The sequence below is a fragment of the Paenarthrobacter sp. CM16 genome, from assembly GCF_013179505.1.
GTDB lineage: Bacteria > Actinomycetota > Actinomycetes > Actinomycetales > Micrococcaceae > Arthrobacter.
This window is the reverse complement of sequence record NZ_JABMCX010000103.1, coordinates 1-15,189: the sequence shown is the minus strand read 5'-3', so window position 1 is coordinate 15,189 and position 15,189 is coordinate 1. Positions and strand designations below refer to the sequence as shown.

At 63.5% G+C, this 15,189-nt stretch carries 15 protein-coding genes, 1 pseudogene and 1 riboswitch; of the genes and pseudogenes, 6 read left to right on the top strand and 10 right to left on the bottom strand.

The window, feature by feature from the left end:
• The 5 genes from dusB to HP499_RS11015 all read right to left on the bottom strand — a co-directional run.
• Nucleotides 1-979: tRNA dihydrouridine synthase DusB (gene dusB / locus HP499_RS11035; RefSeq protein WP_172324119.1), on the bottom strand; the 979-nt coding region annotated here is incomplete at its 3' end.
• Between the two features lie 114 nt (nucleotides 980-1,093).
• Complete coding sequence (locus HP499_RS11030; RefSeq protein WP_172324118.1) at nucleotides 1,094-2,596, bottom strand: YibE/F family protein; 1,503 nt, start codon at nucleotides 2,594-2,596, stop codon at nucleotides 1,094-1,096.
• Between the two features lie 141 nt (nucleotides 2,597-2,737).
• A complete protein-coding gene (locus tag HP499_RS11025; RefSeq protein WP_172324117.1) occupies nucleotides 2,738-3,700 on the bottom strand; it encodes a GNAT family N-acetyltransferase in 963 nt (320 codons plus the stop codon).
• Between the two features lie 2 nt (nucleotides 3,701-3,702).
• Nucleotides 3,703-5,088: a glycine--tRNA ligase gene (locus tag HP499_RS11020; protein ID WP_172324116.1), complete on the bottom strand. Its 1,386-nt coding sequence runs from the start codon at nucleotides 5,086-5,088 to the stop codon at nucleotides 3,703-3,705.
• A 113-nt stretch (nucleotides 5,089-5,201) separates the two neighbouring features.
• Entirely contained in the window at nucleotides 5,202-6,206 is a 1,005-nt protein-coding gene (locus HP499_RS11015; RefSeq protein ID WP_172324115.1) for a DMT family transporter, read from the bottom strand.
• Nucleotides 6,207-6,229: 23 nt separating this feature from the next.
• On the opposite strand from HP499_RS11015, the gene HP499_RS11010 reads away from it, so the two are divergent.
• Nucleotides 6,230-6,457, top strand: coding sequence for an RNA-binding S4 domain-containing protein (locus HP499_RS11010; protein WP_172324114.1), 228 nt, complete (start codon nucleotides 6,230-6,232; stop codon nucleotides 6,455-6,457).
• Between the two features lie 71 nt (nucleotides 6,458-6,528).
• Here HP499_RS11010 and HP499_RS11005 read toward each other — a convergent pair whose 3' ends face one another.
• On the bottom strand, nucleotides 6,529-7,179 hold the full coding sequence (locus HP499_RS11005; protein ID WP_172324113.1) for an alpha/beta hydrolase: 651 nt from the start codon (nucleotides 7,177-7,179) through the stop codon (nucleotides 6,529-6,531).
• A 70-nt stretch (nucleotides 7,180-7,249) separates the two neighbouring features.
• Here HP499_RS11005 and HP499_RS11000 point away from each other — a divergent pair, with 70 nt between their 5' ends.
• The 3 genes from HP499_RS11000 (at nucleotide 7,250) to HP499_RS10990 (ending at nucleotide 9,821) form a co-directional block, all read left to right on the top strand.
• Nucleotides 7,250-8,092: an SGNH/GDSL hydrolase family protein gene (locus HP499_RS11000; protein WP_172324112.1), complete on the top strand. Its 843-nt coding sequence runs from the start codon at nucleotides 7,250-7,252 to the stop codon at nucleotides 8,090-8,092.
• A 28-nt stretch (nucleotides 8,093-8,120) separates the two neighbouring features.
• Nucleotides 8,121-9,263, top strand: a complete 1,143-nt coding sequence (locus HP499_RS10995; protein WP_172324111.1) for a DNA glycosylase AlkZ-like family protein — start codon at nucleotides 8,121-8,123, stop codon at nucleotides 9,261-9,263.
• 90 nt (nucleotides 9,264-9,353) lie between these two features.
• On the top strand, nucleotides 9,354-9,821 hold the full coding sequence (locus HP499_RS10990) for a hypothetical protein (RefSeq protein WP_172324110.1): 468 nt from the start codon (nucleotides 9,354-9,356) through the stop codon (nucleotides 9,819-9,821).
• Between the two features lie 29 nt (nucleotides 9,822-9,850).
• Here HP499_RS10990 and HP499_RS10985 read toward each other — a convergent pair whose 3' ends face one another.
• Together HP499_RS10985 and HP499_RS10980 are read right to left on the bottom strand one after the other, a co-directional pair.
• Nucleotides 9,851-10,972 carry a homoserine O-acetyltransferase gene (locus HP499_RS10985; protein WP_172324109.1) on the bottom strand — a complete coding sequence of 374 codons (1,122 nt, stop codon included), beginning with the start codon at nucleotides 10,970-10,972 and terminating at the stop codon, nucleotides 9,851-9,853.
• A gap of 15 nt (nucleotides 10,973-10,987) precedes the next feature.
• A riboswitch (SAM riboswitch) is annotated at nucleotides 10,988-11,104 on the bottom strand.
• Between the two features lie 152 nt (nucleotides 11,105-11,256).
• On the bottom strand, nucleotides 11,257-12,597 hold the full coding sequence (locus HP499_RS10980) for a bifunctional o-acetylhomoserine/o-acetylserine sulfhydrylase (protein ID WP_256378432.1): 1,341 nt from the start codon (nucleotides 12,595-12,597) through the stop codon (nucleotides 11,257-11,259).
• 201 nt (nucleotides 12,598-12,798) lie between these two features.
• Between HP499_RS10980 and HP499_RS10975 the strand changes: the two genes are divergently transcribed.
• On the top strand, nucleotides 12,799-13,437 hold the full coding sequence (locus tag HP499_RS10975) for a VOC family protein (RefSeq protein ID WP_172324108.1): 639 nt from the start codon (nucleotides 12,799-12,801) through the stop codon (nucleotides 13,435-13,437).
• A 117-nt stretch (nucleotides 13,438-13,554) separates the two neighbouring features.
• Here the strand turns inward: HP499_RS10975 and HP499_RS10970 are convergent, their stop codons facing one another.
• Nucleotides 13,555-14,328, bottom strand: coding sequence for a CPBP family intramembrane glutamic endopeptidase (locus tag HP499_RS10970; protein WP_172324107.1), 774 nt, complete (start codon nucleotides 14,326-14,328; stop codon nucleotides 13,555-13,557).
• A 23-nt stretch (nucleotides 14,329-14,351) separates the two neighbouring features.
• On the opposite strand from HP499_RS10970, the gene HP499_RS10965 reads away from it, so the two are divergent.
• On the top strand, nucleotides 14,352-15,032 hold the full coding sequence (locus tag HP499_RS10965; protein WP_172324106.1) for a histidine phosphatase family protein: 681 nt from the start codon (nucleotides 14,352-14,354) through the stop codon (nucleotides 15,030-15,032).
• Nucleotides 15,033-15,051: 19 nt separating this feature from the next.
• Here the strand turns inward: HP499_RS10965 and HP499_RS25140 are convergent.
• A pseudogene (locus HP499_RS25140) lies at nucleotides 15,052-15,189 on the bottom strand (alkaline phosphatase); the annotation flags it as partial.

Here is a 15,189-nt window from a genome sequence, read left to right as displayed (position 1 = left end):
GGACGGTGGCCAGCTTGGCGCGAAGCTCGCCGCCCACTACGTAGCCTTTGAAGTACCAAGCCATGTGCTTGCGGATTTCGCGGAGCGCCTTGTATTCGTCGTTTCCGAACGTCTCCACCATCAGCTCAGCGTGGCGGTATACGCCTTCTGCCACTTCACGCAGTCCTGGGCGGTGCCGCTGGTCGCTGCCCTCGAAGGCAGCCTGCAGGTCACCGAACAGCCAAGGCCTGCCTTGGCAACCACGGCCCACTACTACGCCGTCCACGCCGGTTTCCCGGACCATGCGGACTGCGTCCTCAGCGGACCAAATATCGCCATTGCCCAGCACCGGGATATCCGGCAGGGCTTCACGGAGGCGGGCGATGGCGGACCAGTCGGCCTGGCCGGAATAGAACTGGGCTGCTGTCCGGCCGTGAAGCGCGACGGCAGCCACACCGGCGTCGCGGGCAATGCGGCCGGCGTCGAGGTAGGTCAGGTGGTCCTCGTCGATGCCCTTGCGCATCTTGATGGTCAGGGGAATATCACCCTTGGAGGCTTCCTTGACCGCTGTGTTCACGATGGAGGTGAAGAGGTCGATCTTCCACGGCAGGGCCGAGCCGCCGCCACGCCGGGTGACCTTGGGCACGGGGCAACCGAAGTTGAGGTCGATGTGATCCGCGCGGTCCTCTTCCACCAGCATCCGGACTGCGGCGCCTACGGTCACCGGGTCCACGCCGTAGAGCTGCACGGAACGGACTTTCTCGTCCTCGTCGTGCGAGATGATGCGCAGGGACTCCGGCGTGCGCTCCACCAGGGCGCGCGAAGTCACCATCTCGGCCACATACATGCCGCCACCGTATTCACGGCAGAGCCTGCGGAAGGCGGAGTTGGTGATGCCGGCCATCGGGGCAAGGATTACCGGGGTGTCCACGGTGATCCCACCGAGCTTCAACGGAGGGAGCTCGAGCTTTGGTGCGGGGGGCGTTGCTACAACAGTCACCTATCCATTGTTGCAAAGATGGGCAAATCGGTGGACAGCCTGCCCCGAACCCTGCCCTGTTCGACCACGCGTGCGTAGTACGGCGGGAGTGGCGAACAAGAGCAGGGCCCGGGCTTAGGTGGCGTCGTTCGTGTCTCCGCGCCGCTCCGCTTCCCGTTGGGCGCGGCGGCTCCCCGGCTGCGCCGGCTTGCCGGAAGCGTCAAGGTGCTCACCGGCGTCGTGGTCTGCTTGCGGACCGGAACCCACGACGGCGGCAGCGGCCGCCAGCGAACCGGTGTCCTTAAGCTCATCTGCAGTGACGGCGGGGCCGCCAGCTGCAGTGAGTCGCTTCATGCCCGTGGCCTTGACCACCAGGACGGCGATCAGTGTGGTGACCGGGATGGCGAGAACCAGGCCAATGGAGCCCACCAGGGTCCGGATGACTTCCTCGGACAGTTCGGCGCTGGTCAAGGCCTCGGCCAGCGGACGGTCATAGAGCATCACGATGATGAGGATGGGAAGTGCGGCACCGGCATAGGCAAAAGCGATGGTGTACACGGTGGAGGCGATGTGGTCCCGACCAATCCGCATGGCTGAGGTGAACAGCTTGCGCGCAGTGGTGTTGGGGGCGAGTTCATAGAGTTCCCACACCGCGGAGGACTGTGTGATGGTGACGTCGTTCAGCACGCCAAGCCCGGAGATGATGAGGCCGCAGAGGATGATCCCGGAAATCGAGATCTGGGGTGACATGTTCACCAGCGTGGAGGCGTCGTGGTTTCCCACACCGGCCAGGTTGGCGGCGTCGGTAGCCCAGGCCGCCAGCAGCGCGGTAATACTGAGCCCAAAGATAGTGCCCAGCAGCGCCGTGGATGTTCGCGCCGAGAATCCGTGGGCAAAGTACAGGACCCCGATCATGATCACCGTGGAACCCACCAAAGCCAGCAGCAGCGGCGGTTTGCCTTCCACCAATCCCGGGAGGATGAAGCTCACCAGGACGAAGTAGGCGCCCACCAAACCAAGCAAGGCCCTGAAGCCCCGCCAGCGTGCCACCGCAATGACCACCGCCGCGTACAAGACGGCCAGGATGGCGATGGGGATGCTGCGGACGAAGTCAACGAAGACGTAGGCCGGAGCGCCGCTGCCGGCAGCCGTGCCCTGAACCGCGGAGAGGTTGAGGTACCGGATGGAGTCCCCCACGTCCACGCCGTGGGACATGGCGACATCAGGGTTGATGACCACCTTGACGACGTCGCCGCCCTTGTCCGGCTCCGTAAAGGCGAAAGTGCACTGCGACCCGCCTTGGTTGGGATCGGTTTGGCCGGAACCGGACTGGTCGGTGGACTGTCCGGTGTTGCTCTGGCCTGTGCCCGCCTGCCCCGTTTGCGTGCAGCTTTCCACCACCACGCTCTGGATCCGGCCGGTATCGAACGTCACCCCGGGAGCAGCCTGGTAGGGGCTGGAGAAGGTGATTCCTTCCCGGCTGCCCGAGGGCCACATGACCATCATGGCCACGAGCGTCAGGAGGCCCAGCGGAACCAGGATGGCCGCCAGAATCCAGTTGGCCCTCTTCCGCGAGGCAAGGGCCTGCGGCGTTGGCTCGGAACTTTCAGATTGTCCGTGGGAGTGACCGTGGCCCATCAGCTGCAAAACCTCATGCCCTTAACCCTACGCGGGACCTTGCCCACCGCAGGCTTCGGCCATTAAAAGGGAAGATCCCGTGCCGCCCGCAGGCAGCACGGGATCTCCCAGAGCAGAAGCAACCAGACGCTATAGCAACGATCAGTCGCTGACGATCAGCGTGTCCGCGCCCCTGACATGAGCCTTGCCGGACTCCAGCAACGGCTCCAGAACTGTGCGCAGGGCGGTCATGGACTCGTCCACTTCCAGCAATACAGGGTGCTGGTAAGCGATGAGTGCCAAAAGGTCCCGCACCGCAGCAGCTGCATCCTCGGGCGACAACCGGGGATCATGTCCAAGGAACACGTCCGAAGGCTCCTCGGAGTTGCCCTGGGCGTAGCTGATGGCAAAAGCCTGGATCTTTCCCTTGCGGCTCGCCGGTATGCCCTGGCCGAAAGCGCTGGCCTTGGGGGCGCGCAGGACGATTGCCCCGTGGGCGCCGGTCAGGTCATGCAGGAACAAACGCTGCACAGTGGCAATGCTGAGTTCTCCGGGGCTGTCCCAGTGATGCACGTGGGAGTAGTACGCGCCCACCACCTCGCTCAGCTCCACCGAACCGGTGGCCAGGTCCTCCACGCGCTCCGAAGCGGCTTCCTCCGAACCGTCACCGAATCGCGGCAAGGACAGCGGTTCCGGCTTCACTACCACCAGCTGGGAACGCTGAATGGGTGTCAACCCCGCCGCTGCGGCAAAGGCAGCACCGGCAGTATCCGGCTCCACCTTGCTGCGCAGCTTCGAGACGCCCGACGGCGAGTTCCCGGCTTCCCGGCGCAGCATGGTCAGGAGGGTGGCACCGACGCCCTCACGGCGGTGATCCTTGGCAACCTCGATGTACGCCCAGAGTCGCTCCGGGTGCAGGGAGGCCTCGTGGACCACGCCGGCAGCGACGGGAATACGCACACCGTCCACCACGTCCTCAGCCACGATGCAGCGGCGCCAGGGCTGATTGCCGGACGGCGCCAGGGCTGCACGGAACTGCTCAGCGGGAAGGGTCTCCGGGCCACCCCAGATTTCCAGGAGGGCGAGGTCGTCGCCCTCCTTCCATTCGCGGTATTCCAGTGCCACGGCTAGGCGCCGATCAGGCGTGCTGCAAGGTAGCCCTCAACCTTGTCCAAGGACACACGTTCCTGGCTCATGGTGTCGCGCTCGCGGATGGTGACGGCCTGGTCTTCCAAGGTGTCGAAGTCCACAGTGATGCAGAACGGGGTACCGATTTCGTCCTGCCGGCGGTAGCGGCGGCCGATTGCGCCGGCGTCGTCGAAGTCGATGTTCCAGTTCTTGCGCAACTGGGCTCCCAGGGCCTTGGCCTTTGGAGACAGGTCCTCGTTGCGGCTCAGCGGCAGGACGGCGGCCTTGACCGGGGCCAGGCGCGGATCCAGCTTCAGCACTGTGCGGACATCGACGCCGCCCTTGGCGTTGGGTGCCTCGTCCTCGGTGTACGCATCGATCAGGAAGGCCATGAAGGAGCGGGTCAAGCCGGCGGCCGGCTCGATCACGTACGGCGTGTAGCGCTCGTTGGTGGCCTGGTTGAAGTAGCTCAGGTCCGTGCCGGAAGCCTTGGCATGGGTGGAGAGATCGAAGTCGGTGCGGTTGGCGATGCCTTCGAGCTCGCCCCACTCGGAGCCCTGGAAACCGAAGCGGTACTCGATGTCCGTGGTGCCCTTGGAGTAGTGGCTGAGCTTCTCCAGCGGGTGTTCGAAGAAGCGGAGGTTGTCCTCACGGATGCCCAGGTCCGTGTACCAGGACATGCGTTCCTTCATCCAGTACTGGTGCCATTCTTCATCGGTGCCGGGCTCGACGAAGAATTCCATCTCCATCTGCTCGAATTCGCGGGTACGGAAGATGAAGTTGCCCGGCGTGATCTCGTTACGGAACGACTTGCCGATCTGGCCGATGCCGAACGGCGGCTTCTTACGGGACGTGGTGAGCACGTTGTTGAAGTTCACAAAGATGCCCTGGGCAGTTTCCGGGCGGAGGTAGTGCATGCCCTCTTCGCTGGCCACCGGGCCGAGGAAGGTCTTGAGCAGGCCGGAGAATTCCTGGGGCTCGGTCCACTGCCCACGGGTGCCGCAGTTTGCACAAACGATGTCCGCCAAGCCATTTTCCGCCGGGCGGCCCTTCTTTTCCTCGTACTCTTCTTCGAGGTGGTCTGCGCGGTAGCGCTTGTGGCAGGACAGGCATTCGACCAAGGGGTCGGAGAAGACCTCAACGTGGCCGGAGGCTTCCCATACCTGGCGGGGAAGGATCACGGAGGAGTCCAGGCCTACAACGTCCTCACGGCCGCGGACCATGCTCTGCCACCACTGGCGCTTGATGTTTTCCTTCAGTTCGGCGCCGAGGGGACCGTAGTCCCACGCCGAACGGGAGCCACCATAGATTTCACCGGCCTGAAAGACAAAGCCCCTCCGCTTGGAGAGGGAAATGACCTGGTCAAGGACGGATTTTGCTGCCATGGGTAACTCCATTTGTTCTACAGGGCCGCTGGGTGCGGTCCGCGGTGGTGTGCCCCGGAATCCGGACGAGGTTGTCCGGCGGGGTGCTGGGGGAAAGTGTGTTGGTTCCTACCCTACCGGCCTTTGGCAGGGCCTCTTGGTGCGAATGCTCCCTTGGGCCACGGCAACGTAGCCACGATGATCGCGGCGAGTGTCAGGACCGTACCCAGCACCGTGGGCAAGGCGACCACCGCACCGGGACTGGGGATCACGACGTCGAGCACCAACGATCCCACCAGCTGCCCGGCAATCATGCCCAGGCCGGTAATCAGTACGCCCAGGCTCCTGACCAGGAGGGCAGCGAGCCCGATGAAGAGACAGCCCATAGGCCCGCCGAGGTAGTACCACCACTCGGCAGGCAGCGGGTTGCCGGGTCCGGCGACGGCCAGCTTGATGAGCCATGCGATCCACAGGATGGCTGAACCGGCAATGAAATTGACCAAGGTAGCTGCGATGGGCGTGCCGTAATGGACTGTGGCGGTCCCGTTCATGGCCTGTTGGAAACTCATGAAGAAACCGGCGGCCAGCGGCAGGAGGACCGGCAGCAGTAGCGAGGCAATGTCCGCGTCGCCGCTGAACCGGGGAGACACAGCCCACGCCACGGCTGCCACAGTCAGGACGCTGCCGATGACCCGGACTCCCGTGATGGCGCGTTTGCCGCCGGGACCAATGCCCATCCGGTCCACCAGCAGTCCGCTCAACGTCTGCCCCGTCACCGCAGCCACCGTGAACAGGGCGACACCAAGCAGTGCCACCGTGAACGATTGCGCGAAAACGAACAGTGCCCCGATGGCACCGGCCATGACGTAGAAACGCGGAAAGCTGCGGTTCCGGACAGCGGGGATGATGCGCTGAAGGCCCGATCTGCCCCTGGGCGTCGCGAATGAGATGGCGGTAATCAGCAGCAGGCCTGTGGTGAAGCTCACCACGGCAGCTGCGATGCCGTCCTCCAAGCGGGCACCGAGGGCTCCATTGATCCTTCCCTGAAGCGGGATCACCAAGCCTGTTGCTACTGCAATGGGGAGGCCAACGGCCAGCGGAAGGGTGGGACGGGGAGAAAGCTGCGGCACCGTCACCACACTACTTCAGGCATCATTGCAGTATGAGCACTCCGGAAATTGAAGAAATCCCCATCCGCGACGACATGATCCGCCTTGGCCAGCTCCTGAAGCTTGCCAACCTCGTGGAGGACGGAGTGGAGGCCGCGGAGCTCATCAAGAACGGCCTGGTCAAAGTCAATGGCGAGATCGATGACCGCAGGGGCCGCCAACTCCATGTGGGCGACACCGTAACGGTCAACGGCCAGACAGTCCGGATCACTGCCGCCTGACGCCCCTGGTTTTTGTACAGATAACGCCCTTTTGAATGGCTTTTAGGGGCGTTATCTGTCCAAAAACTGCGTCAGTCAGTCAGGACTTTGTGGGTCAGGAATTCGCCCACGTGGCCGATCTCCTGCTGGTTGATGCCGTGCCACATTCCTGTGTAGAGCACTTTGGTCAGGTCAACGTGCTTGCGCACCCAGCCCATGGTGTATTCGATCTTGTCCTGGGTGATGACGGGATCCTGCTGGTCCCGTCCCCAGAACATGGGCAGCGAGCCGTCCAGCTCGTGATCCCGGAAGGCGGCGTCAGCGCCGGCGTCGATCACGAAGCCTGACAGCCCGACGACGGCGGCAAAGTCCGCGGGACGGTAGCGGAGCATGGTGGTGGCCATCGCCATGCCCATGGAGAAGCCCAGCAACGTCACCGAGGAGTGGTTTGCCTTGACCGTGTCCAGCCATTCAAGGGCATACTCGGCAGCCTGCTTGACAGCTTCCAGCGAGTAATCGATGGAAGCTGTCAGCGGGAACCAGGTGAAGCCCGGCCCCATGGGCATCGGCGCACGGAGGGCTGCCACCACAAACCCGTCCGGCAACAGTCCTGCGAGGCTGAAGAGATCGTCCTCGTTGGAGCCATAGCCGTGCAGAAGCACCAGGAGGGGCTTGCCTGCGCGCTCGGCTTCGTCATGGGACCACAGGACAACAGGGGCGGGAAATGCGGGAGCTTCAGTCATGGGTCCATTCTTGCAGTTACCCACAAGTAACAACCTACGGTGGCGTAGGGTCGAGGTCACGGGGCAGGATATGAGCGTGAGTGAGAACAATCCTTTACTGAAGCCCGGCGAGCCGGTTCAAAAGCACCCCTGGACCCGTTACGTAGCACTGGGTGACTCCTTTACCGAGGGCATCGGCGACCCCGAGCCCCGGAACCCCGGCGGGAACCGTGGGTGGGCGGACCGGGTTGCAGAGGAGCTGGGCCGCAGCCAGGAAGACTTCGCATACGCCAACCTCGCCATCCGCGGCAGGCTGCTGCAACAGATCATCGATGAACAAGTCGGCCCCTGCCTGGAACTGCAGCCTGACCTTGTCTCCATTTCCGCTGGCGGAAACGACCTCATCCGGCCAGGCGGCGATCCCGACCTCCTGGCCGAAAAACTCGATGCCGCCGTCGCTGAGCTAAGTTCCGGCGGCGCCAGTGTGGTCCTGTTCAACGGTCCGGACACCGCAGCTTCGGTGCTGGGGCGGATCCGCGGCAAGGTGGCCATTTACAACGAGAACCTTAGGACAGTGGCGGCACGGCACGACGCCGTCATTGCGGACATGTGGTCCTTGCGGCAGTTGGCAGATCCTCAGATGTGGGATGCGGACCGCCTCCATTTCTCGCCGCTGGGCCACCACACCATCGCCATGATGGTCCTGGACGCCCTCAACGTCCAGCACTCCCTTGAGCCGCTGATGCCTAAGTCCCTTCCCCCGCGGACATGGCGGGAGGCCCGCTCATCGGACCTCGTCTGGGCCCGCGAGTACTTTGTCCCGTGGGTCATCCGGCGACTCCGGCACCAGTCCTCCGGTGACGGTATTACCGCAAAGCGCCCGACGCCGGGTCCCGTCTTCGGGCCAAGCGGTACTTTGCTGCCGCGGCGCTGACGTGACGGCCCTGGCTGACGGCCCAGGCGTGACCGCCGAGACGATTCGCAGCATTCGGCTACGGCGGCAGCAACTGCGGCCTCCCTGGGCTCAAAGCCCCGGAGAAGTGGTCCGGAATCTCCTTGCCGTCCAGTCACAAGAATTCCCCTATGCCCGGTGGACCCTTGCACAAAGGACACCTGCTTCCACTTCCCCGGACGTGGAACAGGCCGTCGCCGAGGGAACCATCCTGCGAACCCACATCCTCCGGCCCACCTGGCACTTTGTGCACCGGGACGATCTTGGCTGGCTGATGGGGCTCTCCGCGGACCGCCTCCATCAGGGAAACAAAGGCATGTACCGCCAAACAGGGATCGATGAGGACTCCGCCCGCCGAAGCGGCCTTATCCTTGCTGCAGCCGTTGCAGATGGAGCCCATAAGACCCGCGAGGAATTGGCCGAAGTCTTGGGAAAGTCCGGCTTTCCCAGCAAGGGCCTGGGTTTCATTTACCACCTCATGCACGCCGAAATCAGCCGCATCCTGGTGAGCGGCAGCCCCATCCGATCCGCCGGGGGCGCGCTGAAGCAGACGTATGCCCTCTTCGAGGAGCGTGTGCCGGGTTTCCTTCCTGCGCCGTTGAACGTGGAGGACCGGGAGCGGGCCCTGGGAACCTTGGTGCTCCGCTACTTCGGCAGCCGGGGACCGGCCACCATCAAGGACTGCTCCGTATGGTCCGGACTGACCATGAAGGACGTAAAACTGGGCCTCCGAGTGGCTGAGGAACTTTCGCCCGGCGCCCTTGCTTCGGTAACCCTGGATGGTTTCGAGTTTTACCTGGCCCCGGAAGACCTTGGCGAGCTCACCCTTGGAAGGAGCACGACACCTCCGGATGACGCAGGACTCCCCCGGATTGACCTCATCCAGTGCTATGACGAATACGTCATGGGCTATTCCCAGTCCCGGCATTACCTGGGCGGGACAGCGCCATACTTCCCCGAGGACAACGGGCCCATGCATGTGGTCCTGATGAACGGCAGGTTGGCCGGATGGTGGCGCCATGGCTTTTCCGGCGGAACCTGCCAGCTGGACGTCCGGATGAACCGTCCTCCAAGCCCTTCCGAACAGGAGGCCCTTGACGCGGAAGTGGCACGCTACGGCCGGTTCCTGGGTATGGAGGCCCGGCTTCTCTGAGCCGTTCGGCGCAGGCAAGGAAGTTCTTGCCGGCAGAATCCGGGCTACCTGCCAGGACTAAGCTGGGATAAGACCTAGGAGGCCTGCACTGTGAACAATCTGATCTTCTGGATCATCGTCTGCTCGTGGCTGATTCCGCTCGGGATCCGCATGTACAACCGCTCCCGCGCACGCCGGATCCAGCAAGGGACCTTCCGCGAGCCCGGCTACCCACAGCAGAACCTGCCCGGCCCGGGCTTCCCGCCGCAGCAGAACTACCCCGGCCAGCCGTACCCGCCACAGCAGAACTACCCCCGCCAGCCCTACCCTGCGGAAAATTACCCGCAGCAGAACTACCCAAGCCATCCATCCCAGCCGTCCGTCATCCGCCCGGCGGAACCGGCACCGCAGGAGGGGTCGTCGTCGGGGGCTTCATCCCCCGCACCGTTCCCGTCTACCAGCGGATCGCCGCAAGGCTACCGTGCCCGCAAACTGGCAGAGCTGGATGAGAAATTCAGCAACGGCGAGATCGCCATGGAGGATTACATGAAGCAGCGCGGCGAGATCATGAACGGCTAGCCCACCGGGATGCCAAGGTAGCCTGCAGGCTAGGCGAAGAAGGCCTCGCGCAGCTGGGGAGAGAGCTGCCCGATTTCAGTGAGGAAGCCGTCGTGGCCGATCGGAGCCTCAATGACGTGGACCGGAACATCACCGGGCAGGGCTGCCGCCAATTCCCGGGATTGCGCCGGGAAGTACAGCCTGTCGCTGTCCACTGCGGCCACGAAGAAATCGGCGGTGGTCCTGGACAATGCCGCCTCCAACGATCCCCGTCCACGGGCGACGTCGTGGGACATCAGGGCTTCGGTGATCGCGATGTAGCTGTTGGCGTCAAAGCGGCGGACGAGCTTTGTCCCTTGGTGATCCAGATAGCTCTCCACCTGGTACCGGCCACGCTCCCCGAGCACCGGGGCCGCCAGCGGCGTCTCCTGGTGCTGGGCTTCCCGACCGAAGCGGAAATCCAATTCCAGCGCCGATCGATACGTGATGTGGGCGATCCGCCGCGCCAAGGCGAGCCCGCGTTCAGGGGCATTGCCTGCGTAGTAGTCGCCGTTGTTGAAGTTTGGGTCCTGGCGGATGGCCAGTGTTTGGGCCTGAGCGAAAGCGATCTGCTCGGCGGTGCTGTAGGCGCCTACTGAAATCACGGCGCAACGTTTGACGCGCTCGGGGAACGTCACAGCCCATTCAAGGGCGCGGGCACCACCCATGGAGCCACCCAGGACGGCGTGCCAGGCCTCGATTCCCAGTGCATCGGCAAGGCGTGCCTCTGCCACGGTGCTGTCGCGCAGGGTGACCAGCGGGAAACGTGAGCCCCACGGCCGGCCGTCGGGTGCTTCCGAAGAAGGCCCCGTGCTTCCGTAGCACCCTCCCACAATATTGATGGAGATCACGAAGAACCTGTCGGTGTCGATCGTGGCGTCAGGGCCCACCAGCTGCTCCCACCAGCCTTCCTCATCCGTGGCTCCGCGGGCTACGTGGGTACTGCCTGTGAGCGCATGCTGGATGAGCACGGCGTTCGAGGCGTCGGCATTAAGCTGCCCCCAGGTTTCGTACGCCAGGACGACGTCAGGAAGGAACCCGCCGGCTTCAAGTTCCAATGGCCCGATGCCGGCGTACTTGACGGTTCCGTCTTCTTCTCCGGATTTGGGAAGGGCTGTAGCAGTAATGGTCATTCCTTTGACACCTTAACCTCGCGCTTGCCCGTCGCCTTGCGTGCGAACAGGCCAGGTCTTCACCCGGGGCACCCCACCGCGGAGGAGGGTTGCCGGCCAGCAAGCCGGGGCTATGTGCTGGCACTCATGACCTAATACGAAGAGTCTAGGAAATACAGGGCGGTTCTGGCGAAGAATGTGACAACAGTGTGACGGTTTTTGGCGGCATCGTTCGCCGAACAGCACCCTGGAATGCCGCCCGGCGAACAATTGACGGCCGGGCGGCCCTCCACAGGAGTGCGGCGTCAGGCCCCCTTGGCGGCCCGGAACCCGGCTTCAAGGTCCGCGATGATGTCATCCACGTGCTCGATGCCCACGGACAAGCGCACCAAGCCCGGGTTCACGCCCGCAGCGACCTGCTGCTCCACTGTCAGCTGGCTGTGCGTGGTGGAGGCCGGGTGGATGACCAGCGAGCGGACGTCGCCGATGTTGGCAACATGCGAGTGCAATTCCAGACCATCCACGAACCGCTTGCCTGCTTCGACACCGCCCTTGATGTTGAAAGCAACAATGGCGCCGGTGCCTTGGGGACCGTACTTCCGTCCCCGGTCATACCAAGGGCTGGAAGGAAGGCCGGCATAGGCGACCGATTCGACGTCGTCGTGGCTTTCGAGCCACTCGGCCACCTTGGTGGCGTTGGCGACATGGCGCTCCACCCGCAGGCTCAGCGTCTCCAGGCCCTGGGCAATCAGGAAGGCGTTGAACGGTGCCACGGCTGAGCCAAGATCGCGAAGCAACTGGACGCGGGCCTTCAAAATGTAGGACAAGTTGGCGCCCAGCGCTCCGTCCTTGCCGAGGTCCCGGGCGTAGACCAGTCCGTTGTAGCTCGGGTCCGGGGTGTTGAAGCCCGGGTAGCGCTCCGGGTCCTTGCCGAAATCGAAGTTGCCGGAATCCACAATGACTCCGGCAATCGCAGAGCCGTGCCCGCCGAGGTACTTGGTGGCGGAGTGCACCACGATGTCGGCGCCCCACTCGATGGGACGGATGAGGTAGGGCGTGGACAGCGTGTTGTCGACGATGAGCGGCACGCCGGCCTCGTGGGCAGTGCGCGCTACACCCTCGATGTCCAGCACGTCCTGGCGCGGGTTGGACACAACCTCGCCGAAGAAGAGCTTGGTATTGGGCTGGACAGCATCGCGCCACTGGTCCAGGTTGTCCGGGTCCTGGACGAACGTCACCTCGATGCCGAACTTCTTCAAGGTGTGCGCCAGCAGATTGTAGGTGCCGCCGTACAGGCTGGGGCTCGCAACGATGTGGTCGCCGGCCTCCGCGATGTTGAGGATGGCAAAGGTCTCCGCAGCCTGGCCCGAGCTCAACAGGAGCGCACCCAAGCCGCCCTCCAGGCTCGCGATGCGCTGCTCCACAGCGTCCTGCGTCGGGTTGCCGATCCTGGTGTAGATCGGCGCCAGTTCGGCCAGGGCAAAGCGGTTGGCTGCGCTCTCGGCACTGGGGAACACGAAGGACGTGGTCTGGTAGATCGGCAGGGCCCGCGCTCCGGTGGCGGAGTCAGGCTCCTGACCTGCGTGGATCTGGCGGGTTTCGAAAGACCATCCTTGGGACATGGAGTTCTCCTGTTCGTGGCGCATGGGTTCTGTGGAAACGTGCTGCATGTGAGCTGGGGCCAGTCTAGGAAGTGTCCGGAGCCGAAGACAGCTTTGTGACGCCGATGGAATCTTTCGGACTTTCAGCGTCCCTGCATGACGTCAGTTGGCACCGGTTATACACATCCCACCTTAGTTAGGCTTGACTTAGCTGAGACCCCGATCACAAAGTGCCAAGATGAAGCCATGCGCATGGATCACGTCTCTTACGCCTGTGAACGAGATGGCCTTTTGGCCACTACCGAACGAATTTCCGCGGCACTGGGAGTGGACGCTGTCCGGGGCGGAGTGCACCCGCGCTTCGGCACCCGGAACATGATCATTCCCCTTGCGGATAACAAGTACCTGGAAGTGGTGGAGGTCCTGGACCACCCCGCTTCCGACAAAGCACCTTTTGGCCAGGCAGTACGAGCCCGCTCGGCTGCCGGCGGTGGCTGGATGGGCTGGTGCGTCGCTGTTGATGACCTGGCACCGTTCGAGGACCGCCTTGGCCGCTCCGCTGTTCCGGGCAACCGCAAGTTCCCCGACGGCCGCGAACTGGTGTGGCAGCAGATCGGCATTCTGGGCTTGATCGCAGATCCCCAGGTCCCGTACTTGCTCAAGTGGGAGGGCGACCCCTCACTGCACCCGTCAAGGATCCACGAAAGCGACGTCAAGATGTCCAGCCTGACTATTGCGGGCTCGGCGGAACGCGTCACCGAATGGCTCGGAGAACCGGTGGAAAAGCCGCTCGAGGACGTTGCCGTCCAGTGGATGGCGCCGCACGGCACCCCGGGAATCATGTCAGTAACTTTCGAAACCGCCTCCGGAGCCGTCACCATCTAACGCTCCACCCCTCCGGGCGCGTCCCGGCCGGTCAACCCTGCCCGGAAAAACTTCGGCCGCCATCAGCGGGTGCCAATGACGTCACCCACCGATGGCGGCCGGATACTTTTAACCGCCCTATCCGAGGCCTATCGCCTTGCCGAACAAACTGAAGCCGACAAACGCCACGATGTCCAGCAATGCGTGGGCAATCACCAAGGGCATGACCCGTTTGGTCTTGGTGTAGATCCATGCGAACACCAAACCCATGACCACGTTGCCGATGAACGGCCCGAAGCCCTGGTACAGGTGGTAGCTCCCCCGCAGGACGGCGCTGACCACAATGGCCACCGGCATGCTCCAGCCGAACTTGCCGAACCGGTCCATGAGGTATCCCACCACGATCACTTCTTCAACAATCGCGTGCCGCACGGCCGAGAGAATCAGCACGGGCACAGTCCACCAATACGCGTCCAGGCCGCTGGGGATGATCGCCGTGGTGATGCCCAGGGCCCGGCCGGCAGCATAAAGGCCCAACGATGGAATGCCGATCAGGGCAGCCAGACCCACACCGTGCAGCAGGTCCTGGCTTGGCCGGGCAAAATTGAAGCCGAGTCGCGCGAATGCCGAGCCGGTGTCGACGTCGCGGTTTCCCTGGAGATGTGTGGACAGGAAGTAGAACACCAGGGCCACGGGTACCAGTGCAAAGACGATGTCCAGCAACTGGTAGGTGAGGTCAAAGTATTCGCGGGTGTTTTGGGACCGGTTCAGGGTTGACGTGGCGTCGGCCAAGGGAGCCCGCGTCATCTTGTCCAAAAGTTGCACCACGGAGTAGACGGCCGACTGGCCCAGGGACAGACCCAGCACAATAAGTACTTCGGCGCGCAGGCGTCGGCAGGAAGCAAGGAACATGTACCCACCCTATGCTTGGTGGGATGGGTGCCCCAGCGAGAATTTTCATGATCCGGCACGGCCAGTCCGCCGCGAACGCCGACACGTCCATCTACAACCGTGTGCCGGACTACCGGATCCCCCTGACGGAACTCGGCGTAGAGCAGGCCCGCGTTGCCGGTGAGGACCTTCGCCGGAAGCTGGACGGGCAGCAGGTCTGCGTTTACGTTTCACCCTATTTGCGGGCGTACCAGACCTTGGAGGCGTTGAACCTTGGTCCGTTGATAGAGCGGGTCATTGAGGAGCCCCGGCTTCGTGAGCAGGACTGGGCCAACTTCCAGATCGCCGGGGAAATCGAGGATCAAAAGGAGCTCCGCAACCTCTACGGCCACTTCTTCTACCGGTTCCGTGAGGGTGAGTCAGGCTCTGATGTCTACGATCACGTGTCCTCGTTCATGGAGACCCTCTACCGTCACTGGCAAAAGCCTACGTATGCGCCCAACACCCTCTTCGTGACCCACGGACTGACCATGCGCCTGTTCTGCATGCGCTGGTTCCATTGGACGGTTGAGTACTTCGAATCCCTCAACAACCCGGACAACGCCGAGGTGCGCACGCTGATCAAGAACGACGACGGCCAGTACAGCCTGGACTCACCGTTCAGCCAGTGGGTACCCAGGGATGTTGACGATTCGGTGCTGCACGCGCCCAGGATGCGGTTCTAGGGCTCCCTGGGCAGTGCAGCTAGCTGAGTGATGCGACGATGACTTCCGTGCCCTTGGCCTCGAAGGCAGCCTTGTCCTCCGCGCTGATCCCGGAATCGGTGATGAGGTGCCTGAAGTCGTAGCCCGCCATTGCGGCGAAGGAGCGGCGGCCCACCTT